Below are 23,667 nucleotides of genomic sequence, written 5' to 3' on the forward strand. Positions count from 1 at the left end.
GGGGAATTATAGATGAAAAAGGTATTATTAAGTATTGTAAGTGGAGCTGTATTATTGTTAGGTGCATGTGGTGCTAATTCTAATAAAGAGGTAAAAGCATTAGATGAGAAAAAGATTACCGTTGGTGTAACAGGTGGACCGCATGAACAAATTTTTGAAAAGGTGAAAGAAGTTGCAGCAAAAGATGGTCTCGAAATTGATGTAAAGGTATTTAATGATTATGTAGCGCCAAACGTATCATTAGATGAAAAAAGCCTCGATGTAAATAGCTATCAAACTAAATCTTATTTAGATGTATTTAAAGCTGAACGCAACATGAAATTAACTGAAGTATTTTCAACAGTAACATTCCCTATGGGTGTGTATTCTAAAAGCTTAAAAGATGTAAAAGAATTAAAAGAGGGCGACGCAATCGCCGTACCAAACGACCCAACGAATGAACTTCGAGCTTTAAAGTTATTTGAAAAAGCAGGTGTTTTAAAGGTTGATCCAAAAGCTACAGAAAAAGCGACTGCAAAAGATGTAATTGAAAATCCGAAAAATTTAAAGATTGTTGAATTAGAGGCATCTCAATTACCAACGCAGCTAAGTGAAGTAAAGGCAGCTGCAATTAATACAAACTTTGCATTAGGTGCAAAATTAAGCCCAGCGAAAGATTCTATTTTCCGCGAAGGAAAAGATTCACCATATGTGAACTGGGTCGTTGTTCGTACTGAAAATAAAGATGATGCTGTTGTTAATAAATTAAAGAAAGCTTATCAATCTAAAGAAGTAAAAGATTTCATTGAGAAAAAATTCGATGGTTCTGTTTTACCGTCTTGGTAGGAGCTGACTATAATGATTGAATTAAAAAACGTCTCCAAAGTATTTACAACAAAAAAAGGGAATGTTGAGGCTCTTAAATCAACTTCCCTTAAAGTAAAAAAGGGCGAAGTATTTGGAATCATCGGATATAGTGGCGCTGGCAAAAGTACATTAATTCGTTGTGTAAATTTATTAGAAAAACCAACGACAGGAAATATCATTGTAAATGAACAAGATTTAACAACCTTATCGACAAAAGAACTCGCAAAAGCAAGACAAAAGATCGGCATGATCTTTCAAGGATTCAATTTACTTAAAACCGTTACCGTTTATGAAAACATCGCTCTACCCTTACGTCTATCTGGTCTCTCCAAAAATGAAATTGAAAAAAGGGTGGAAAAGTATTTACGTATTGTTGATCTTTTTAATAGAAAAGATGCATATCCAAGCGAATTATCTGGTGGTCAAAAGCAACGTGTAGCGATTGCTCGCGCACTATCTCATGAGCCTGAAGTTTTATTAAGTGATGAAGCAACGAGCGCATTAGATCCGGAAACGACCGATTCTATTCTTGATTTGTTATTAAAAATCAATGAAGAAATTGGGATCACGATTTTACTAATTACACACGAGATGAATGTCATCCAGCGTATTTGTGATCGAGTTGCTGTAATGGAACATGGGGCGGTAGTCGAAAGTGGAACCGTAAAAGATATTTTCACAAACCCACAACATGTAACAACGAAGAAATTTGTAAATAGCGCATTTGCAGCTAAAATTCCAGACGGGGTACAGAAAGAGCTACAAAGTACTGGAGAAATCGTAACACTTTCATTTATAGGAACCGCTTCAGGAGAACCAGCATTAGCTGTCGCTACAAAACGTTTTCAGGTATATCCTAATATTTTATCAGGCAATATTACGCAGTTAAAACATGAGGCATATGGGAAACTAGTCGTTCATATGCAAGGTGAAAAAAATGAAGTACACCGTGCCTTATCATTTTTACAAGAACAAGGAATTATCGTAGAAGGAGGTAGAACAGATTATGGGAAACAAGTCCTTTTTGGATGAGTGGGGTAACGTAATATGGGAAGCAACAATTCAAACATTTCAAATGACATCTATTTCACTACTTATCTCTATTCTAATTGCGTTACCACTCGGTGTAACACTCGTTTTAACAAGACCTGGTGGACAGCGCGAAAATAAAATCATCTATCCTATTCTTAATACAATTATTAATGTCATTCGCTCCCTTCCATTTATCATTCTATTATTCTTTATTTTACCTTTCACAAAGTTTCTAATGGGAACATCCATTGGCGTGCAAGGTGTTATCGTACCACTTGTCGTATTTACAGCCCCTTATATTGCACGTTTAATGGAAACTGCTTTATTAGAAGTGGATCGCGGTGTCATTGAAGCATATCAAGCAATGGGAGTCTCTACTATAAAAATCATTTGGCACGTTATGGTTAAAGAAGCTCGTCCGTCTCTCGTACTTGGATTAACAATCGCAACAATTGGCTTAATCGGTGCAACAGCAATGGCTGGACTTGTAGGTGCTGGAGGCCTCGGTGATTTAGCATATCGATTCGGACATTTACGCTACGAACCTGAAGTGATGTATGCAACAGTCTTTATTTTAATCATTCTCGTTCAAGGATTACAGTCATTAGGGAATGGTATAGCGCGAAGATTGAAGAAAGATTAAAAAGAAGGTATCTCACTGAAATGAGATACCTTCTTTTTAATTATAAAATTATCTCTTAAATCCACCTTCTGAATGAATAACTTGTCCTGTAATCCACTCCGCTTCTTCACTTACTAAAAACTTAATAAGCCTCGCTGCATCTTTCGGTTCACCAATTCTGCCGAAAGGAAACATCGGTTTTAATCCTCTTTTTATCTCTTCTGTCATCCATCCCGTATCAGTTGGCCCTGGATTAATTGCATTAACAGTTATACCTAAATGGGCTACCTCTGCTGACAAAGTACTAGTGAGAGCATCAATAGCTCCCTTCGTTGTTGCATAGGCTAACTCGCCGGCCATAGGTCCTTTAAACTGTCCCGAAGTAATATTAACGATTCTACCACCTGATTTCTTATTAAATCCACGTGCAAACTTACTACTTAATAGTGTAGTGCCGCGAACATTTACCATGTAATGTTTATCCAACTCTTCAGCAGTCAAATTGGAGAAATCATTATTCGTAGAATACGCTGCATTATTAATTAATATATGAGGGTACCCTAGTTGTTCAGTAACTTTATTTATAAGCTGATTTGATGCATCATTCCGAGTTAAATCTAACTCCATACTTGATACTTTCACACCGTTTTGTAACAGCTCTTCTTTTAATTGTATTTGTTCATTTTGATCAACGCCCCAAGGCATCTCTTTATCGTAATTCGTCCAGTACGTAAAAAATATATCGTATCCTGCTTCAGCTAATTCTTTACAAATAGCTGCTCCAATACCATCTAGACGACTAACTCCTGTAACAACAGCTACTTTATTTTTTAATTGATTCATACTATACTCCTCCAAGTTTAAAGGACGCATATTTTATATAAGAGATATAAGTTTCCCCACATAGGCATCTATCCTTACAAAAGGGATGTACAAGCTAAATATGCAGTCCTTGAATGATTTACAGATAGCTAAATAACCCCTCGCTTATGAGAGAAAAATTCATCTATCTAATTTCTAATCATTACAAGTTCGTACACATATTGAGTCTTTGTCCCCTCTCCATATATCTCCAAATTTTATTTTAACATTAAAGATTTAATATTTCAAAAAACAAAATAATTACTCCTATTCATGAAGTATCATGTACTATAAACCGTAGTTAATAACTAATTTGAATTTAAGTGTATACATTTACCATTACCTATTCGTTGTATAAGTGTAAGGAGGAAAAATGATGGGAAAAGAAAAAATATTGACCTCCTATCTTATCAATTTAGGAGAGGAAGTGTTTAAGCTATTACTAGCGAAAGGAGCTATAAAAGAAGATGCAGAAGACATCATCCAAAATACTTTCTATAAAGTATACACATTGCTAGATGATCTAACCGAGAGTAACATACGTCCATGGTTTTTCAGAGTCGCACTAAACGAATACATTGACTTAAAGAGAAAAAAAGAACAGCAAAACATCTATTTAACTGAAGAGATTTATTCAAAACTACAATATACAGACCAAAAATTAGACGCTGTTTTAAATAAAGATGAGATTTTCTATCTATTAAAAGATATAAAATTAGAATATAAAGAGGCCTTCTTTTTAAAGTACTATTACAACTTTTCATATGAAGAAATCGCTCTAATATTAGATATTCAAGTGAACAGTGTCAAACAAAAATTACATCGCGCACGTAAAACAATTCATTCTACAGTAGGAGGAAAAACTTAATGGACACTTCTTTAAAAGATGCGTTAAAAAAAGCAAAACGTAAGCAATTACTCAAAACCATTATTACTTCTATTATCGTCGTAATAATACTTATCCCTCTAATTTATAAGATCGGTAATTACTTCGCGGCGAAAAGTTCTACGAAACTTCACGAACATCTCTTTTTACATAATGCAATTGCAGAACCGAATGTGCAAATTGATTCTCAAGTAACGAGTAACTCATCCATGTTTGGCGGCAATATTATATCAAATCGTTCTAAAAATATTAATGGTTATGTAGTCCCATGGAACACATTAACAAGTTCCTATGGTTGGCTCCGTACCAATATCGATTCCAATGAATTAACACCTGGTTTTTATTGGTCCGATACAGAGTTCTATGAGTACGATAAACAAACAAAGAAAAAATTTGCAACATTTTATAATCCCGCTATTAAGGAATATTTTGATGGTGTCCAAAATGAATTAGGAGAAGTTTCACAAATGAACAACTATGTTGCCGAAGTTGCTATCTCTTTCAATCAGCCCTACACACTACAAGAAATTAAAGAAAAAATTCCAGACAACTTAAACATTGTATGGTTATATATGACCTCACCAATTGGAGACGAAAGCAAGGGACCTGCTGGTATGCCCGTTTACGGATTTAATCCAGACAAGTCCCCTGAAGAAGCGTACAAAGAGTTCGTCGATTCGCTTAACCAATACGATGACAATGGACATGACGAAGATATAAAGAAGTTTTTAAAATCAAACAAAAACAAACCATTCGATCAAGTGAAAATTTTAGGTGTTATGCTAACAGGAAAAACAGAAAACTTTAAGGCATTAGAAAACCAAGACTTTATTCGCGGTGCTTCTGTAGGGGTTACTGCACAAATTGTTCCTTATATAAAACCGGAGAAATAATAAGGAAAAGAAAAGATAAACTAATAGTAGATAGTTAAAAGAATGTACATTAATCTGTTTACTATGGGAGCTATCTATTTTAGTGGAGAGCTCCCATCCCTCATTTATTGTTCATCCTCTAAAAAATAAATTTCCAAATACTTTATGTACAAATGAAAAATCATAATTTTTGTTCACACTTTATCCATTGTGAATATTTTCACAATGGATATATAATAAACATGTAAATACAATACATTGGAGGGATTTCAATGGTTATCAATTTTTTAAGAACTGATAAACGTGCTGCTTTCATATTATTATTTTTACGACTTTACATAGGATATGCGTGGCTTGCTGCTGGAATAGGAAAAGTTGTTGGACAGTCTTTTGATGCAAGTGGTTTTCTAAAAGGAGCTATCGCTCAAGCATCAGGTAGTCACCCTGCAGTACAAGGTTGGTGGGCAGATTTCCTTCAACATTTTGTTCTTCCAAACGCAGACCTATTTAGCTTTCTAGTTCAATGGGGAGAAATTTTAGTAGGTCTCGGTTTAATTTTAGGTGGATTAACAAAAACAGCTGCATTTTTCGGAATCATAATGAACCTTTCATTTTTATTAAGCGGAACTGTTAGTGTAAACCCAAACCTACTTATTTTAACTATGTTCATTTTAGTTGCAGGACAGAATGCTGGACGTATTGGATTAGATGGTTATGTTTTCCCAAAACTTTTCAAAAAAAATAGCCGTGAAGCATATAAATTAAGTAAAACTGCATAAGAACAGTTCATCTTTTAAATATAAGCTAATAAGAAACACGATCATTTTCTCACATAAACTGAAACCGAAATCTATAATCAGATTTCGGTTTTTTGATATACAATAAATCACCTAAACTATTCACAATTCGATATAATACAAATTTATCTATAGAAGTAATTTAAACGTTATAAGCTACCTTATAACGTTAGGCTATCTGAAAATCCAATAATACGTATACTTGCAGATGAACCAGAAGCAAGGGCTACAATCACAAGATAAATATGAAAACAGCCCTCCTTATGAAGACTGTTTCATCCTTATGTATCCTGCGAGGATATCCATTATAAAGTCCTAAAATCTTTCATACTTTCTCCAAGAATATAGTGTGAAAACCACATCAAATTCTGCTTCATAATAGCCACATTAATTCCTGGCTGGTCAGAACTATATGCCATTCCTTTAAATATAATTAATTCTGTATCCACTTCCATATCCCTTAATCCTTGATATAGCTCATACGCGTTTAGAGTTGGAATTCTTGCATCCTTTTCGCCATGTTGGATTAAGGTGGGAGTACAGGCTGATTTAATATATGTCATTGGCGATGTTTTTGTATATATATCCGGATCATTCCATGGAGTATTTCCTAAATGCATTCTAATAAAGTAAGGGATATCTGTATTTACATAATGGGTACTCCAGTTAGTGATTCCACCTCCAACTGAAATAGCTTTAAATCTACTACTATATGTAGAACAGAAAGCTGATATATATCCCCCGTTACTCCATCCCATAACCCCTACTCTATCCTTATCTACAATCCCTTGATCAACTAGTTTATCCACTCCAGATATAACATCATCGTAGTCAGCAATTCCCTGTTTTCTATAGTTTGCTTTTAAGAATTCATTACCATAACCAGAACTTCCCCTATAGTTCGGCTCTAAAACTATAAAGCCTTTTTCGATAAATTGCTCAATAGGATATTTTTCATTAAAACAATCTGAAAATATTGGGAAGGATGCCCAAGCCGGACCACCATGGATTACTACTAATAATGGATATTTTTCATTTGCGTCAAACTCTACTGGAGTCGATAAAACACCCTCTATTTCAAGACCATCACTACTTTTCCATGAGACTATTTCCCTATTACTTTTAAGCTTTCCTTCGAAAAAGCTATTTTCATTCGTTATTTTTTTATCGTCTAAATAGATTTCAAAGGTTTCATTTGTAATAGCCTTATTATAGGATATATGATTTCCATCCCTTGTTATAGAAGCATCCATTATAAAGCTATCTACTTTTTCGCTTAACATTTCCACAGTGCCATCCTCACATAGCAACCCAATAAGATAATTAGTTTTATCCTGCCATCTAATTAAAATCCCTTTAGCTGTCCACTGTAATGGCATCACCGTACTATCAAAATCTAGTAAAGGTCGAATTAGCCCTCCATTATTCATATCATATATCTCTAATGTACTGTCTTGTATATGAGTCTTATAGTACTCCTTCTCCCTTATGCTTGCTGAGTAGCATATTTTGCTGCCTTCAGGAGAAAAGCAAACGCTCCCTCCCAACAACTTATCTATATTCATCTTTTGTAGCTCTCCAGCTTTAATATCTAGTATGTATAGATCTCCATTCATATAATCTCCCATATTTGAGCTTGGTGTAGCCATAAATACAACCTTTTTCCCATCATTTGAAATATCAAATTCATGGATATGAAAATCCTTCCCATTAGTTAGTTGATAAACACCACTATTTTCGTGTTCCTCTTTATCATTTTGTATCACTTTTTCTACTTCAATGTAATATAAACAATTATTCTTGTACTCCTTACCTATACGTTGGAAATCCCCATATAGTTCCTTCCGTTTCTTTATCAGCTCTGATTCTTTTGACTGTGCCACATAATAAAAGCCTTTACCACTAGGCTCCCATTTAAAATTACTGATCCCTTCTTTCTCATCAGTAATTTGTAACTCACCATAACCATCTATTGACTTAACAAAGATTTGATTTTTCTTATTATCCCCCTCACCAACTGGGCTAAGGTAGGCGATATCCCTAGAATCTGGGGACCATAATGGGTGTATACTATCTATATCCCCAGTTGTTAATGGGTAACTCTGCTCCTTATCTTTTTCATATATCCATATATGATTCCTATATGTATTGTCTTTCCAGTTAGCTGTCTTCTTAACAAATGCTACATTTTTGCCATCATCACTTATGTTTGTACTTGATAAAGCTGGTAATGAAGTAATCTCTTCTATACTTAAATATGTTTTTTCATTTATTTGCATTAATAAGCCCCCTCGTAATGTCTAATAATCTATCGTCTCTTCCTGTGTAATAAAGGAAATTGTTCACGACTACCTAAAAATGATAACAGAAAATTCAGACAAACAAAAGTAGTCCCTTTCAAAATCCGATAAAGTAAAAATTTAATCAGTGGGTTTCTGTCCATCCCCCACTGATTATTAGTTAAACCAATCCGGCTTTTGCCCTATAATATGAAACATTTGTTATAACTTTAATTCATTGCTTTTTCTAAATTTAAAATACCATTTCCATATTCAAAGGGAATACCAATTGGATTAGCGGTTTTCTTTAAAATAGTCTCAATCTCTGCATTTGTCATTGTAGGATTTTTTTCTAACAATAAAGCTATGCACCCTGTAACGTAGGCGGCTGCCATAGATGTTCCACTTTTCATTTCATATTTTTGCCCCGGAGAAGTACTTAAAATATTTTCACCTGGTGCCATTATATCTAGTTTTTTTCCTAAGCTAGATGCAAACCACCTTTCTTTTTGACTATTTATTGCTCCTACGGAAATCACATTATTATATTTTGCTGGATAAGTAATAGTATCTTCATCAAAGAATCCCGTATTACCCGCCGAAGAAACTAAAATAATATTCTTTTCATACGCTTTATTTATAGCAATCTCCAAAGCATCTGATTTTTGATATCCTCCAAAACTCATATTAATGATTCTTATATTGTTTTGTATACACCATTCAATCGCTTGAATGATACTACTGTATTTTCCATTCTCTTTTGAATCTAATACCTTTAATGAATATATTTGAGCAGCGGGAGCAACTCCCAACACACCAATTTGATTATCTCTTGCCCCTATAATCCCTGCAATATGTGTTCCATGTCCACTTTCATCACTATATCCATTTGTTCCTTTAATAAAGGTGAAACTTCTTCTAAGATTTAAATCTTCATGTTTCATATCTACCCCAGTATCTAATATTGCAATAGATATATTTTTTCCGGTTAAATTATTGTTTTGTTTTTTAACCATCGGGATATTTAAGAAGTCAATCCCCCAATCTTTCTTTTGTTCTAATGCTTTGACATCTGAATTTTTTTCTATACTTTGTACTTCTGGGTGTTGTTTTAGTTCGTTTGCTTTATTTTGAGGAATCCTTACATTAGCTATAATATCTAAATATGTTTCTTCGATAGTTCCTCCATATTTTTGTATGAGTTCTTTATGTATTTTGTTATTAAATGTTATTAGATAATTAACTTCTTTACTATTGGCCGCTAAGCTATGTAAAGGAGAAAGAATTACAAAAATAAGGATAAATAAAGTAAAAAAAATTTTTTTCATAAATTAAACCCCTAAACTATTTTTTTCATTTTTTATAAATTTGTTTAATAATGAATCTATTAACACCATAATGATTGATAGTATTAGAGCACCCACAATCGTTAAATGTAAGCTTTCAATGAACTTTTCAGTTACAAAATAAAAAATAATCGTATATGTAAATATAGCTCCTACAACATTTATAATTTTAGGTAATTTAAAGTATCTAGAGAATCCAGTAAAAAATCCCTTAAAAAAGACTTCAAAAATAAAGGTTATTCCCATAGATAAAATAGCTAATAGCATAAGATCATAAAAGCTATCCGATTTCAGTAGATGGGGAAAGTAGTTTTCTATACCTAAACAAATAAAAAAAAGTGCAACAGATGGAATAATAGTAATACATACAAATATCGATGCTCCTATAAAGGCAGACAGTATAGTCAAGAAATAATTCTCCTTATTCTCAGGTTGTTCTGAGTGGCTCCTATCAAGAATTAAATACATTATCGCTAACACTATTAATAATATTAATAGTGCTGCTAAAAAAAATTTCATGATATCACCCTATTTTCTATATATTTTTATAAAAAGGTTCAGTAAATACTGAACCTTTTTTTGCATTTATATTTTATTAAAGACCAAAGAATAATACAATCCAATATGCAATTGCTGCTGCATCTGCTGGAGGGATTCCTAAAGATACTAAAAATGTAGCTAAGGCCCACTCCTGAACATCACCTGCTGTTTCAATCCAATCAGCAATTTTATTTATGTTTTTTGATAATACTTGTTCAGCCTTAGGTGAAATCTTACCAGCTAGTTTTGATACTAACCAACCACCTTTTCGAATGGCTTGTGCAGCTAATTTTGTTTTCCATCCTTGTGCAGAAACATCCCCATCAACAGTTGTAGCTGCCTGTGTTACTGGAACTGTTGTTTTGTTAAGATTTGGTGCTGTTTCAGTTGCTGCAAATGCTGACGTGCTTGGAAAAAGCGCTGAAGACAATATAGCAACTGATAAAACTCCCCCTATTACGGCATTCTTTCTTTTCTTTTTCAAATTACTCCCACCCATTCTATTATATATTTAAGCTAAAAATACCGGTATTTTCTAGCTCGATAACATCTTACTATAAATTAAATTGAAATAGATTATTTTTACAATATATTAACGAATATTTACATTTATAAAACTATCAGTTTACACTGTTTGATTTATAAGGAGAGTGATCACACAGTGTACTTGGGGATCAAATAACCATATAATCATGGAGATAAAGGTGGGCATAGATGCTCCAATATTAAAAATGTTATTCTCTATGAACAAACCCAATACAAAAAACAACAATAGAAAATTCAGATAAATAAAAGTAGTCCCTTTCAAAATCCGATAAAGTAAAAATTTAATCAGTGGGGTTCTGTCCATCCCCACAGCTAGTTCCTCGCCCCTCTTTAATCCACTTATCAATTTTAGATGTTCTTTTTCTTTTGGACACAAAAACACCCCTTTAGATAAAAATATCCAAAGGGGTGAAGCTTCACAAATTTATTTCAAATCTACCAACCTCTACTCAACCGTAACAGACTTAGCTAAGTTACGTGGCTTATCAACGTCACATTCGCGGTGAAGTGCTGCGTAGTATGAGATAAGTTGTAATGGAATAACTGCTACTAGCGGTGCTAGTGCTTCGTGTACAGCTGGTAATACAAAGCTGTCACCTTCCATTTCTAAGCCTTTCATTGAGATGATACATGGGTTAGCCCCGCGCGCTACTACTTCTTTCACGTTACCACGAATTCCAAGGTTTACGTGCTCTTGTGTAGCAAGTGCGATAACTGGTGTACCGTTTTCGATTAAGGCAATTGTACCGTGTTTTAATTCTCCTCCAGCAAATCCTTCTGCTTGGATGTAAGAGATTTCTTTTAGTTTTAACGCACCTTCTAAACCTACGAAGAAGTCTACGCTACGTCCGATGAAGAAGCAGTTACGCGTTGTTGCTAAAAATTGTTTTGCTAATGCGTCCATCTCTTCTTTTTGATCACAAAGTACTACCATTGCATTTGCTACAAGTCCTAGTTCGTGAGTTAAATCGAAATCAAGAATTTCACCTTTAGCTTTTGCAATGTCAGCTGCTAAGATTGAAAGTACTGCAAGCTGTGCTGTGTAAGCTTTCGTTGATGCAACTGCAATTTCTGGTCCCGCATATAACGGAAGTGTATAATCAGCTTCACGAGAAAGTGTAGAACCAGGTACATTTGTAATCGTTAATGCTTTATGACCCATTTCATTTGTTTGCACAAGTACTGCACGGCTATCAGCTGTTTCACCACTTTGTGAGATGTAAATGAAGAATGGTCTTTCTGTTAATAATGGCATGTTGTAAGAGAATTCACTTGCTACGTGTACTTCAACTGGTACTTTCGCAAATTTCTCAATGAATTGCTTTCCAACAAGACCTGCATGATAACTTGTTCCGCATGCAATGATATAAATACGATCGCTATCTAAAATTGCGTTACGGATATCTGTATCCAGTTCAATCTCGCCATTTTCACCTTGATACTTTTGAATAATATTACGGATTACAAGTGGTTGCTCATCGATTTCTTTTAGCATGAAATGAGGATACGTTCCTTTTTCAATATCACTTGCGTCTAATTCCGCTGTATAAGGTGCACGTTCAATCGTTTCACCTTGTAAGTTTTTAATTGTAATGCTTTCTTTCGTTACAATTACGATTTCTTTATCCATTAACTCGATAAATTGATCTGTAACTTGTAACATCGCCATAGCGTCGCTCGCCACAACATTAAAGTTGTCACCAACACCTACTAATAGCGGGCTTTTGTTTTTAGCAACATAAATCATGTTTGGATTTTCAGCATCAAGTAATCCGATTGCATAAGAGCCATGTAAAAGAGATAGCGTATTACGGAACGCTTCTTCTACACTTAATCCTGTGCTCACTTGTTGTTCCATAAGCTGTACGATAATTTCTGTATCTGTTTCACTTACGAACGTTACATCTTGTAAATATTCCTTTTTCACTAATTCATAGTTTTCAATTACACCGTTATGAACTAGTGTAAAGCGTTTTGATGTACTTTGATGCGGATGCGCGTTTAACTTACTTGGAACACCATGTGTAGCCCAGCGTGTATGTCCAATCCCTACGCTTGCTGCTACGTTCTCATCTACGATTTCGCGAAGCTTTGCAATACGGCCCTTTTCTTTGTATACAACAACACCGTTCTCTGCTTGTACTGCAATACCTGCTGAATCATATCCACGATATTCTAGTTTTTCTAAACCTTTTAATAAAATTTCCTTTGCATCTTGCTCTCCAATAAATCCTACAATTCCACACATGTTTAGTCGCCGTTACAAATGCTTACACTGCTTTGCGAACATGTAACGACATAGTCCGATACCATTTATTTATATTAAAAAAACGGATTACATATTGCTAGCCCTGTAAGCTTGTAACGGCTTTCACCTTCCTCTCGATTGGGTTAAAGTCCGTATATACTTATACAGCTAGTATTCATCCGTTCCTTTTCTCTCATCACACTTTCACCTTTGTCCACTAAGTCACCTTAATGTTTTAAGTAAAAGTTTGCGGTTGTGATGAACAACCGGGAGTCATCCGCCGAAATCTCGATAAACTCCACCTCGTCAACTACACTACTTGTAGTTCTGGCGCTTTTATAATTTACAATATTTCCTTTGAGAAAAAGAACAAGACCATCGTATAACAAACAATATAAATCGTCAATGAAATTTTTTTCATTGTCTATAAAACATATGAAAAAGGAGCACTTTTTGTGCTCCTTTTTCATAGAATCGGCGAATTATTCAACGCCAACTTCAGCTTTCACAACTTCTACAATACGATGTACATACCCATCACAAATTTCTTGTGTCGGTGCTTCTGCCATTACACGAATAAGTGGTTCTGTTCCAGATGGACGAACAAGAATACGACCGTCTCCGTTCATTTCTTCCTCTACAACACGAATAATTTCTTTAATTTTCTCATTTTCTAATGCTAGTTTTTTATCTGTTACACGAACGTTTACTAGTAATTGTGGGAATTTTGTCATCTCACCTGCAAGCTCAGATAATGGCTTTTTCGTCATTTTCATGATGTTTACAAGTTGAAGTGCACTTAACATTCCATCACCAGTTGTAATATAATCAAGTAAGATAATGTGACCTGATTGTTCTCCGCCCAGATTATATCCACCACGTTTCATTTCTTCCATTACGTAGCGGTCACCAACTGCTGTTTTATCACTTGTAATATTGTTTGCTTCAAGTGCTTTATAGAAGCCTAAGTTACTCATAACTGTTGAAACAACTGTATTATGTTTCAATTGACCAGTTTCTTTCATATACTTCGCACAAATAAACATAATTTGATCGCCGTCAACGATGTTTCCTTTTTCATCTACCGCGATTAAACGGTCGCCATCACCATCAAAAGCAAGTCCGATATCAGCACCTTTTTCTTTTACTAATTCAGCTAAGACTTCTGGATGTGTAGATCCTACGCCTTCGTTAATATTCATACCGTTTGGAGAAGTTCCCATCGTTGAAATATCAGCTTCTAAGTCTGCAAATAAGTATGGAGCTAAAGAAGAAGTCGCACCGTGTGCGCAATCTAAAGCAATATGTAAACCAGAGAAATCTTCCTCTACAGTTTGTTTAATGTATTGTAAATACTTTTGTCCACCTTCAAAGTAATCACTCACTTGGCCAAGGTTAGTACCTGTTGGACGTGGTAACTCGTCAACTTCTTTGTCTAATAATGCTTCAATTTCAGCTTCTTGCTCATCTGTTAATTTAAAACCATCTGAACCGAAGAACTTAATTCCATTATCTTGTACTGGATTATGAGATGCAGAAATCATAACACCCGCTTGTGCATCTAAAGCTTTTGTTAAATAAGCCACACCTGGTGTAGAAATAACACCAAGACGCATTACTTCTGCTCCAGTTGATAATAGGCCTGCTACTAAAGCTCCTTCTAACATATGTCCAGATACACGTGTATCACGGCCAATAATTACTTTTGGACGATCTGTATCTTTTGTTAATACATAGCCGCCAAAACGTCCAATTTTGAATGCTAATTCAGGTGTTAATTCCTTATTTGCAACCCCGCGTACTCCGTCTGTACCAAAATATTTACCCATTATTATTCGCTCCTTTTTCATGCTCTTTGTGATTATCTACTGTTGGTTCTTGGCTCGTTTCTTGGCCATTTTCTTTTTCTTTATCTTTTTCCTGATCCTTTTCTGGATCCGGTTCCGGATTTTTTGGTTTTTCAGTTTGATTTTCTTTATTGTTTGCTGGATTTGGTTGTTCAATATTACCCTGTACTTCTTTATCTGGCTTTTCTTTCTTCACAATTGTGACTTTAGCACCTTTTTGTTTTGGTTCTATCGAAATATTACCAGGACCGCTCACTTGAATAGAAACATCCTTCGTCCCCGGAGATACATTTTGCAGATTAATCGCAGCTGTTATTTGAGCAGCTGTTATTTTATCTACTATACTTGCTTCTCCTGAAATATCAACGCTTATCTTTCCATCTTGTGGCGAAAGTAGCTGAGCAGTAACATCATTCGGAATTCCATTTTTTTGAATCGGGATACCCTCTATAGTTTTACTTTTCGTTTGTTTTACCTTTTGTACCCCTACAGAAACCTTCACTTGATTTGGTTTTGCACTTGTCACACCTTTTGGCAATAAAACAGAGGCATCGAATGTTGTAGAATCCGTCAATTGACTAAGATCTACCTCGACCCCCTCTATAGATTGTATATTATCCAAAATGTCTTTTGGACCTGCTATCGTTACCTCTTTTGGTTCAACATTAATATTTGTAACAGCTAAACCCTCTGGCAAATTCCCTTTTTTCAAATATGTTAAAGGTACTGTTTTTTCGACGTTATTTGCTGTAGGTTGTGTCGCTACATTCACCGTTACACTTATTTTAGATGGACTCGTTTTTACATTTAAACGTTTCCCTTCTTTATTGTACAATGTAACGTCTGCTGTTTTTGTAACAGTTTTATTCACGCCTTTTAAGTCGATATATGCCTTAGCAGATGAAATACTTTCTATTTCTTCTTTTGTTCCAACTACTTCAACAGTGTCGGGCTTAATACTTGACTTCTCAATAGTAGAACCTGCTGGCATCTGATCTTCATTTGATAATTTTAAATCCACATGAACATACTTTTTCGCTTTTTCATGAAGAGTGACTTTAATTGTTGATGGTTGAACTGTCCCTTTCACATCATCTGGAAGCCCGTTCGCTTTTAAAGAAACTTCATAGGTTCCTACTCGACTGTCTCGCAAATCAACTGGTATATTAAATTGGCTTTTTGCTTTTGTTGCAGCGACCGATGCTTTTGGGCCTTCTAACTTCACCTTGACTCCACCTGGTGGAATACCACTTACAATATACTTCTCTTCATCATACTTAATAGTAATGGGATAATCAGTTAATGTTTCTTTCGTTTCATTTACGAAAGGTAATATACTCGCTGTCGTATTTTTTTCGGTTAAAGTTGCTGACATAAAAAGCATACACGCCAATAGTAATGAGATTCCTTTTAAAAACCAATGATTCTCCATTAACTTATCCATGACGCTTTCTCCTCCAATTCCATAAAGACGAAGAAGTCGTTTTTTCGTTCCCACTAAATTCTGCTAACAACATATCCTTCAGCTGCTCTGTCTTCAAATCACGATGTAACTCACCGTTTTTCGTTAAAGAAATTTGACCCGTTTCTTCCGACACAACTACTGTAATACTATCAGTAACTTCACTAACTCCCATTGCAGCGCGATGCCTTGTTCCTAACTCCTTAGAAATAAACGGACTTTCTGATAGCGGAAGATAACATGCTGCTGCTTTAATTGTACTTCCCTGCATAATTACTGCTCCATCATGAAGAGGGGTATTAGGGATAAAAATATTAATGAGTAGTTCTGATGACACATTTGCGTTCAGCGGAATACCCGTTTCCACATAGTCACCCATCCCAGTCTCTTTTGACAACGTAATTAATGCACCTATTCTACGTTTTCCCATATATTCCGTAGCTTTCGCTATCGCTGTTGCAACAATTTCAGGTTCATCTTCCTCGTGAGTTCCCACACGCGAAAACAGACTACCTCGTCCTAGCTGCTCAAGTGCTCTTCGCAATTCTGGCTGGAAGATAATAATAACAGCTAGGAATCCCCACGTTAATACTTGTTCCGTTAGCCAATATAGCGTATGCAATTCAAGTAAAATACTGATCATCCGGACGACAATAATAACTGTAATACCTTTTAAAAGTTGAACAGCTTTCGTGCCCCGGATTATAAGAATTAGCTTATATATAATAAACCATACAACAGCAATATCTAATGCCGTACTAAGATATTTCAAAATGGTCGTATCTTCAAAAGGCATGCTAACCCTTCCTCCTACTTACGAGCAATTCTATCCATATATTGAAATATTGTTTTATGCTCTATCTGTATGTATTTCCAACAACTAGTTAATTATACCATACATGAAACAAACGACAATTACAAACGCCCCCTTTAGCTTAAATTGGTAAGATGTCAAACTTTCTTACCCTACAGTATAATATCAATCATAATTATACGCCTATTTTCCAATAAAAAAAGCAACTTCACAGTTGCTTTTCTTACATTTATTTCAGTTTTTCACCGAATAAAGAACCCATTAAAGCAACCGCTGTTGTTGCTGTTCTGTTTCTCTCATCTAAAATTGTATTTACTTCAACAAACTCAGCAGATGTAACAATATCAGCTTCTGCTAACATCTCCATCGCTAAGTGGCTTTCACGATAAGATAGACCACCAATTACAGGTGTTCCAACCCCTGGTGCGTCATGAGGATCAAGCCCATCTAGATCTAATGATAAATGGACGCCATCCGTATGAGATAAATACGCAATTGTTTCTTCCATAACAGCCGTCATACCCATACGATCGATTTCATGCATTGAGAATACTTTAATGCCTTCATCGCGAATAAAGTCTTTTTCTCCTTCATCCAATGCACGTGCACCGATAATTACAACGTTCTCTTTTTTCACCTTTGGATATGCTTCATATAAGTCTACAAGTGTCGGATGTCCATAGCCTAAACTTGCAGCAAGTGACATACCGTGAATATTTCCAGATGGTGAAGTCTCTTCTGTATTTAAATCACCATGTGCATCATACCAAATAACACCTAAATTTTTATAATGTTTCGCTACACCAGCTAGCGTACCGATAGCAATACTATGGTCACCGCCTAATACAAGTGGAAAACGACCTTCTTCTATAATATGATCAACCTTACTTGCTAATTCATTACATACAGTTGCAACTTGTGTAAGGTTTCTTAATTTTGTATTTTCATCTACTTCTTTTTCTCTCTCAATACATATATCTCCCAAATCTTTAACGTCATATCCAATTTGTTCAATTCTTTCAATTACCCCTGCATAACGGATCGCGCTTGGTCCCATATCAACCCCGCGACGCATCTGTCCTAAATCCATTGGAACTCCAATAACTGAGATTTCTTTTTTCATAGATAGTATCCCCCTTTTATGCCTTCCTAAATATTTTAAATCTTTTATATAGTCTGACTCAACTCGACATTTTTCTGCATGGATATACAATATATTCACTTGTACTCTCATTGAAACCTAAATTTTAAGACTATTCTATGTATAAAGTTAACTTGATGAAACAACTGACTTTTCTATCAGCTAATATTTTTATCCGCACTTTTCTTCATCATCACTCAGGATTATGCAAAATATCATCAAATAAATCGATTAAAAAACACTTCTACATTTAGAAGCGTTTTTCTGATGCTAATTTCCACACTGCTGCAATATTTCTTGCTGTCATTTCGATATTCTCTTCTGCCCTTTTATATGCTTCTTCTAATGTCATTGGACTCGCTGTAATACTAAACACTGCATCAATTCCCTTTTCGTAAACAGTCGTATAATTCGAGGATACAGATCCACCAATAGCAATTACAGGAATATGACGACATTTCGCCCGCTTCGCGACACCAACAGGAGCTTTTCCATACGCTGTTTGTTCATCTATTCTTCCCTCACCAGTTACAATCAGATCGGCACCCTCTATACACTTATCAAAATTTGTATAATCTAATACAATTTCAATTCCTTTTCTTAACTGCCCCTTTAGCACCGCAACGACAGCTGCTCCCATTCCTCCAGCTGCCCCCGCCCCCGGTATTTCAGATACATCTAAAGATACATGTTGTTTAAGTATATTAGCATAATGTTTTAAATTCTCATCTAGCTCTTTCATCATCTCTACATTTGCACCCTTTTGTCTCGCAAATACAAAAGATGCCCCACTAGCTCCAACTAAAGGGTTATCTACATCACACGCTGCTTCTAACTTTAGATCCTTTAGGCGTGAATCAATCCTAGAAAGGTCAACAGTAGTAATCAAATGTAATGTCCCTCCAGAGGGTTCTATTACTTCACCTTTCCTGTTTATAAACCTTGTACCTAAAGCAGATAGCATACCAGCCCCACCATCATTTGTAGCACTTCCTCCAAGTCCTAAAATAATGTGTTTCGCTCCTTGATCTAATGCATGTAATATAAGTTCTCCTGTCCCTTTTGTCGTTGTAATAAGTGGGTTTCTCTTTTCAATTGGAACGTGTTGTAATCCTGATGCTGCTGCCATTTCAATAAATGCTGTCTTCTTATCCTTAGACATACCGTAAAAAGCCTGTACGCTCTCTCCAAGCGGCCCGGTCACATTAAGTGATATAATTCTCCCTCTTGTAGCATCAACAAGAGACTCGACCGTTCCTTCACCTCCATCTCCAATCGGTACTTTAACATACTCTGCTTTAGGAAAAACTGCCGTAAAACCTCTTTCAACAGCTTCACACACCTCTACAGCTTTCAAACTTTCTTTATATGAATCAGATGCAATGACAACTTTCATAATTATCTCTCCTTATTTATGCTCTTCTTTCATTTTAAACAACATATACACAAGTTGTCTTTTTATGTGAAATTTAAGCACAAAAAAAGCTTACATCATTTGATGTAAGCTTTCCCTATTTATATGGAGCCTAGCGGGATCGAACCGCTGACCTCCTGCGTGCAAGGCAGGCGCTCTCCCAGCTGAGCTAAGGCCCCGTAATAATAAAGCGGAAGACGGGATTCGAACCCGCGACCCCAACCTTGGCAAGGTTGTATTCTACCACTGAACTACTTCCGCGAAAATGGTGAGCCATGAAGGATTCGAACCTTCGACCCTCTGATTAAAAGTCAGATGCTCTACCAACTGAGCTAATGGCTCGTAAATGGCTGGGCTAGCTGGATTCGAACCAGCGCATGACGGAGTCAAAGTCCGTTGCCTTACCGCTTGGCTATAGCCCATTAATATTTACTAGTATGGTTATCTTCTCAAAAAAATAAACCCTTTCAGGTTATTTTAAAGAAAATGGTGGAGGGGGGCAGATTCGAACTGCCGAACCCGAAGGAGCGGATTTACAGTCCGCCGCGTTTAGCCACTTCGCTACCCCTCCGACATTTAAATATATATATGGTGGAGGATGACGGGATCGAACCGCCGACCCCCTGCTTGTAAGGCAGGTGCTCTCCCAGCTGAGCTAATCCTCCAAAAGTGGTGACCCGTACGGGATTCGAACCCGTGTTACCGCCGTGAAAGGGCGGTGTCTTAACCACTTGACCAACGGGCCAAAAAATAAAAACTTTTCTCAAGCTTCCAACCGGGCTTGAACCGGTGACCTCTTCCTTACCATGGAAGTACTCTACCAGCTGAGCTATGGAAGCATAATGGCTCCGCAGGTAGGAATCGAACCTACGACCGATCGGTTAACAGCCGATAGCTCTACCGCTGAGCTACTGCGGAATAATACAAGCCTGGCAACGTCCTACTCTCACAGGGACAAGGTCCCAACTACCATCGGCGCTAGAGAGCTTAACTTCCGTGTTCGGTATGGGAACGGGTGTGACCTCTCTGCCATCATTACCAGACTTTTATCATTATACACATTCTTTTCAGAATGTCAAGAAGAAATCTAAACATATATTCCTTCAAAACTAGATAACATCGCTACATATTATATGGTTAAGTCCTCGATCTATTAGTATTCGTCAGCTCCACATGTCACCATGCTTCCACCTCGAACCTATCAACCTGATCATCTTTCAGGGATCTTACTAGCTTACGCTATGGGAAATCTCATCTTGAGGGGGGCTTCATGCTTAGATGCTTTCAGCACTTATCCCTTCCGCACATAGCTACCCAGCTATGCCCTTGGCAGAACAACTGGTACACCAGCGGTGCGTCCATCCCGGTCCTCTCGTACTAAGGACAGCTCCTCTCAAATTTCCTCGCCCACGACGGATAGGGACCGAACTGTCTCACGACGTTCTGAACCCAGCTCGCGTACCGCTTTAATGGGCGAACAGCCCAACCCTTGGGACCGACTACAGCCCCAGGATGCGATGAGCCGACATCGAGGTGCCAAACCTCCCCGTCGATGTGGACTCTTGGGGGAGATAAGCCTGTTATCCCCGGGGTAGCTTTTATCCGTTGAGCGATGGCCCTTCCATGCGGAACCACCGGATCACTAAGCCCGACTTTCGTCCCTGCTCGACTTGTAGGTCTCGCAGTCAAGCTCCCTTATGCCTTTGCACTCTACGAATGATTTCCAACCATTCCTGAGGGAACCTTTGGGCGCCTCCGTTACACTTTAGGAGGCGACCGCCCCAGTCAAACTGCCCACCTGACACTGTCTCCCGGGTCGATAAGACCCGTAGGTTAGAATTTCAATACAGTCAGGGCGGTATCCCACCAGCGCCTCCACCGAAGCTAGCGCTCCGGTTTCAATGGCTCCCGCCTATCCTGTACAAACTGTACCAAAATTCAATATCAGGCTACAGTAAAGCTCCACGGGGTCTTTCCGTCCTGTCGCGGGTAACCTGCATCTTCACAGGTACTATAATTTCACCGAGTCTCTGGTTGAGACAGTGCCCAAATCGTTACACCTTTCGTGCGGGTCGGAACTTACCCGACAAGGAATTTCGCTACCTTAGGACCGTTATAGTTACGGCCGCCGTTTACTGGGGCTTCAGTTCAGAGCTTCGCTTACGCTAACCCCTCTCCTTAACCTTCCAGCACCGGGCAGGTGTCAGCCCCTATACTTCGCCTTACGGCTTCGCAGAGACCTGTGTTTTTGCTAAACAGTCGCTTGGGCCTATTCACTGCGGCTTTCCGTTAAGAAAGCACCCCTTCTCCCGAAGTTACGGGGTCATTTTGCCGAGTTCCTTAACCAGAGTTCTCTCGCACACCTTAGGATTCTCTCCTCGCCTACCTGTGTCGGTTTGCGGTACAGGCACCTTTTATCTCGCTAGAAGCTTTTCTTGGCAGCGGGGAATCAAAGACTTCGCTCCATAAGGAGCTTCCCCATCACAGCTCAGCCTTCACGATAAGCGGATTTGCCTACTTATCAGCCTAACTGCTTGGACGTGCACAACCAATCGCACGCTTCTTCTATCCTTCTGCGTCCCTCCATTGCTCAAACGATAAAGAGGTGGTACAGGAATATCAACCTGTTGTCCATCGCCTACGCCTGTCGGCCTCGGCTTAGGTCCTGACTAACCCTGAGCGGACGAGCCTTCCTCAGGAAACCTTAGGCATTCGGTGGACGGGATTCTCACCCGTCTTTCGCTACTCATACCGGCATTCTCACTTCTAAGCGCTCCACCAGTCCTTCCGGTCTGACTTCACTGCACTTAGAACGCTCCCCTACCACTGATACCATTGGTATCAATTCGCAGCTTCGGTGGTGTATTTAGCCCCGGTACATTTTCGGCGCAGAGTCACTCGACTAGTGAGCTATTACGCACTCTTTAAATGGTGGCTGCTTCTAAGCCAACATCCTAGTTGTCTAAGCAACTCCACATCCTTTTCCACTTAATACACACTTTGGGACCTTAGCTGGCGATCTGGGCTGTTTCCCTCTTGACTACGGATCTTATCACTCGCAGTCTGACTCCTAAGGATAAGTCATTGGCATTCGGAGTTTGACTGAATTCGGTAATCCGATGAGGACCCCTAGTTCAATCAGTGCTCTACCTCCAAGACTCTTACACTTAAGGCTAGCCCTAAAGCTATTTCGGGGAGAACCAGCTATCTCCAGGTTCGATTGGAATTTCTCCGCTACCCACACCTCATCCCCGCACTTTTCAACGTGCGTGGGTTCGGGCCTCCATTCAGTGTTACCTGAACTTCACCCTGGACATGGGTAGATCACCTGGTTTCGGGTCTACGACCACGTACTAAACGCCCTATTCAGACTCGCTTTCGCTGCGGCTCCGTCTCTTCAACTTAACCTCGCACGGGATCGTAACTCGCCGGTTCATTCTACAAAAGGCACGCCATCACCCATTAACGGGCTCTGACTATTTGTAGGCACACGGTTTCAGGATCTCTTTCACTCCCCTTCCGGGGTGCTTTTCACCTTTCCCTCACGGTACTGGTTCACTATCGATCACTAGGGAGTATTTAGCCTTGGGAGATGGTCCTCCCAGATTCCGACGGAATTTCACGTGTTCCGCCGTACTCAGGATACATTCAAGAGAGAACGAAGTTTCGACTACGGGGTTGTTACCCTCTACGACGGACCTTTCCAGGTCGCTTCGTCTACCTCGTTCCTTTGTAACTCCGTATAGAATGTCCTACAACCCCAAGAGGCAAGCCTCTTGGTTTGGGCTAGATTCCGTTTCGCTCGCCGCTACTCAGGAAATCGCATTTGCTTTCTCTTCCTCCAGGTACTTAGATGTTTCAGTTCCCTGGGTCTGTCTTCCATACCCTATGTATTCAGGTAAGGATACCATACCATTACGTATAGTGGGTTTCCCCATTCGGAAATCTTCGGATCAAAGCTTACTTACAGCTCCCCGAAGCATATCGGCGTTAGTCCCGTCCTTCATCGACTCCTAGTGTCAAGGCATCCACCGTGCGCCCTTTCTAACTTAACCAAACTAAAATTAAAAAATATGAGCTACACTGTTATCTAGTTTTCAAAGAACATACATTT

The 23,667-nt window shown here is 37.9% G+C and carries 17 protein-coding genes, 9 tRNA genes, 2 rRNA genes and 1 pseudogene; 6 read left to right on the forward strand and 23 right to left on the reverse strand.

All coding sequences use genetic code 11. The features are described from left to right. Positions 1 to 12: 12 nt before the first annotated feature. From CDB3_RS01200 to CDB3_RS01210, 3 genes are read left to right on the forward strand one after another with little or no spacing between them, the layout of a single operon-like run. Positions 13 to 825, forward strand: coding sequence for a MetQ/NlpA family ABC transporter substrate-binding protein (locus tag CDB3_RS01200; RefSeq protein WP_128853272.1), 813 nt, complete (start codon positions 13 to 15; stop codon positions 823 to 825). Positions 826 to 837: 12 nt separating this feature from the next. Beyond that, positions 838 to 1,878: a methionine ABC transporter ATP-binding protein gene (locus CDB3_RS01205; protein WP_128853273.1), complete on the forward strand. Its 1,041-nt coding sequence runs from the start codon at positions 838 to 840 to the stop codon at positions 1,876 to 1,878. Beyond that, a complete protein-coding gene (locus CDB3_RS01210) occupies positions 1,853 to 2,521 on the forward strand; it encodes a methionine ABC transporter permease (protein WP_128853274.1) in 669 nt (222 codons plus the stop codon). The genes CDB3_RS01205 and CDB3_RS01210 overlap by 26 nt, the downstream gene beginning before the upstream one ends. Positions 2,522 to 2,569: 48 nt before the next feature. Here the strand turns inward: CDB3_RS01210 and CDB3_RS01215 are convergent, their stop codons facing one another. Next, positions 2,570 to 3,373 (reverse strand): SDR family oxidoreductase, encoded by an 804-nt coding sequence (locus CDB3_RS01215; RefSeq protein WP_128853275.1) that lies wholly within the window; start codon positions 3,371 to 3,373, stop codon positions 2,570 to 2,572. 364 nt (positions 3,374 to 3,737) lie between these two features. Here CDB3_RS01215 and CDB3_RS01220 point away from each other — a divergent pair, with 364 nt between their 5' ends. From CDB3_RS01220 to CDB3_RS01230, 3 genes are all read left to right on the forward strand, one after another. Further along, the gene (locus tag CDB3_RS01220; RefSeq protein ID WP_128853286.1) at positions 3,738 to 4,229 is read left to right on the forward strand and encodes an RNA polymerase sigma factor; all 492 of its coding nucleotides are present in this window, start codon (positions 3,738 to 3,740) and stop codon (positions 4,227 to 4,229) included. Further along, the gene (locus CDB3_RS01225; RefSeq protein WP_128853276.1) at positions 4,229 to 5,140 is read left to right on the forward strand and encodes a sigma factor regulator N-terminal domain-containing protein; all 912 of its coding nucleotides are present in this window, start codon (positions 4,229 to 4,231) and stop codon (positions 5,138 to 5,140) included. Before CDB3_RS01220 ends, CDB3_RS01225 begins: the two co-directional genes overlap by 1 nt. Before the next feature lie 251 nt (positions 5,141 to 5,391). Next, complete coding sequence (locus CDB3_RS01230) at positions 5,392 to 5,898, forward strand: DoxX family membrane protein (RefSeq protein WP_128853277.1); 507 nt, start codon at positions 5,392 to 5,394, stop codon at positions 5,896 to 5,898. 323 nt (positions 5,899 to 6,221) lie between these two features. On the opposite strand, the gene CDB3_RS01235 is transcribed toward CDB3_RS01230, so the two are convergent. The 22 genes and pseudogenes from CDB3_RS01235 to CDB3_RS01335 all read right to left on the reverse strand — a co-directional run bounded on the left by CDB3_RS01235 (position 6,222) and on the right by CDB3_RS01335 (position 23,608). Beyond that, a complete protein-coding gene (locus CDB3_RS01235; protein WP_128853278.1) occupies positions 6,222 to 8,195 on the reverse strand; it encodes a S9 family peptidase in 1,974 nt (657 codons plus the stop codon). 230 nt (positions 8,196 to 8,425) lie between these two features. Beyond that, entirely contained in the window at positions 8,426 to 9,523 is a 1,098-nt protein-coding gene (locus CDB3_RS01240; protein WP_128853279.1) for a S8 family peptidase, read from the reverse strand. Between the two features lie 3 nt (positions 9,524 to 9,526). Continuing rightward, positions 9,527 to 10,060 (reverse strand): hypothetical protein, encoded by a 534-nt coding sequence (locus CDB3_RS01245; protein ID WP_128853280.1) that lies wholly within the window; start codon positions 10,058 to 10,060, stop codon positions 9,527 to 9,529. Between the two features lie 76 nt (positions 10,061 to 10,136). Further along, positions 10,137 to 10,565: a hypothetical protein gene (locus CDB3_RS01250; RefSeq protein WP_128853281.1), complete on the reverse strand. Its 429-nt coding sequence runs from the start codon at positions 10,563 to 10,565 to the stop codon at positions 10,137 to 10,139. 507 nt (positions 10,566 to 11,072) lie between these two features. Further along, positions 11,073 to 12,875: a glutamine--fructose-6-phosphate transaminase (isomerizing) gene (gene glmS / locus CDB3_RS01255; RefSeq protein WP_128853282.1), complete on the reverse strand. Its 1,803-nt coding sequence runs from the start codon at positions 12,873 to 12,875 to the stop codon at positions 11,073 to 11,075. Between the two features lie 12 nt (positions 12,876 to 12,887). After that, a pseudogene (locus tag CDB3_RS33045) lies at positions 12,888 to 13,072 on the reverse strand (hypothetical protein). A 285-nt stretch (positions 13,073 to 13,357) separates the two neighbouring features. Then, on the reverse strand, positions 13,358 to 14,704 hold the full coding sequence (glmM, locus tag CDB3_RS01260; RefSeq protein ID WP_002151225.1) for a phosphoglucosamine mutase: 1,347 nt from the start codon (positions 14,702 to 14,704) through the stop codon (positions 13,358 to 13,360). Next, the gene (locus CDB3_RS01265) at positions 14,697 to 16,166 is read right to left on the reverse strand and encodes a CdaR family protein (RefSeq protein ID WP_128853283.1); all 1,470 of its coding nucleotides are present in this window, start codon (positions 16,164 to 16,166) and stop codon (positions 14,697 to 14,699) included. The genes glmM and CDB3_RS01265 overlap by 8 nt, the downstream gene beginning before the upstream one ends. Beyond that, the gene (cdaA, locus tag CDB3_RS01270) at positions 16,159 to 16,980 is read right to left on the reverse strand and encodes a diadenylate cyclase CdaA (RefSeq protein ID WP_001115704.1); all 822 of its coding nucleotides are present in this window, start codon (positions 16,978 to 16,980) and stop codon (positions 16,159 to 16,161) included. The genes CDB3_RS01265 and cdaA overlap by 8 nt, the downstream gene beginning before the upstream one ends. Positions 16,981 to 17,227: 247 nt before the next feature. Continuing rightward, a complete protein-coding gene (rocF, locus tag CDB3_RS01275; RefSeq protein ID WP_000711584.1) occupies positions 17,228 to 18,121 on the reverse strand; it encodes an arginase in 894 nt (297 codons plus the stop codon). 268 nt (positions 18,122 to 18,389) lie between these two features. Then, complete coding sequence (locus CDB3_RS01280; RefSeq protein ID WP_128853284.1) at positions 18,390 to 19,535, reverse strand: glycerate kinase; 1,146 nt, start codon at positions 19,533 to 19,535, stop codon at positions 18,390 to 18,392. Positions 19,536 to 19,659: 124 nt separating this feature from the next. Further along, positions 19,660 to 19,732, reverse strand: a tRNA-Ala gene (locus tag CDB3_RS01285). 10 nt (positions 19,733 to 19,742) lie between these two features. Beyond that, positions 19,743 to 19,814: transfer RNA gene (locus CDB3_RS01290), tRNA-Gly, on the reverse strand. 5 nt (positions 19,815 to 19,819) lie between these two features. Then, positions 19,820 to 19,895, reverse strand: a tRNA-Lys gene (locus CDB3_RS01295). A 5-nt stretch (positions 19,896 to 19,900) separates the two neighbouring features. Continuing rightward, positions 19,901 to 19,975: transfer RNA gene (locus CDB3_RS01300), tRNA-Gln, on the reverse strand. Positions 19,976 to 20,040: 65 nt separating this feature from the next. Continuing rightward, a tRNA-Tyr gene (locus CDB3_RS01305) sits at positions 20,041 to 20,124 on the reverse strand. A gap of 18 nt (positions 20,125 to 20,142) precedes the next feature. After that, positions 20,143 to 20,218: transfer RNA gene (locus CDB3_RS01310), tRNA-Val, on the reverse strand. A 5-nt stretch (positions 20,219 to 20,223) separates the two neighbouring features. Further along, a tRNA-Glu gene (locus CDB3_RS01315) sits at positions 20,224 to 20,298 on the reverse strand. Between the two features lie 21 nt (positions 20,299 to 20,319). Continuing rightward, a tRNA-Thr gene (locus tag CDB3_RS01320) sits at positions 20,320 to 20,392 on the reverse strand. 4 nt (positions 20,393 to 20,396) lie between these two features. Further along, a tRNA-Asn gene (locus CDB3_RS01325) sits at positions 20,397 to 20,471 on the reverse strand. Positions 20,472 to 20,480: 9 nt separating this feature from the next. Beyond that, a 5S ribosomal RNA gene (rrf, locus tag CDB3_RS01330) occupies positions 20,481 to 20,596 on the reverse strand. 90 nt (positions 20,597 to 20,686) lie between these two features. After that, positions 20,687 to 23,608, reverse strand: a 23S ribosomal RNA gene (locus CDB3_RS01335). Positions 23,609 to 23,667 lie beyond the last annotated feature (59 nt).

The sequence above is a fragment of the Bacillus sp. CDB3 genome, from assembly GCF_002081505.1.
Taxonomy (GTDB): Bacteria; Bacillota; Bacilli; order Bacillales; family Bacillaceae_G; genus Bacillus_A; species Bacillus_A cereus_AT.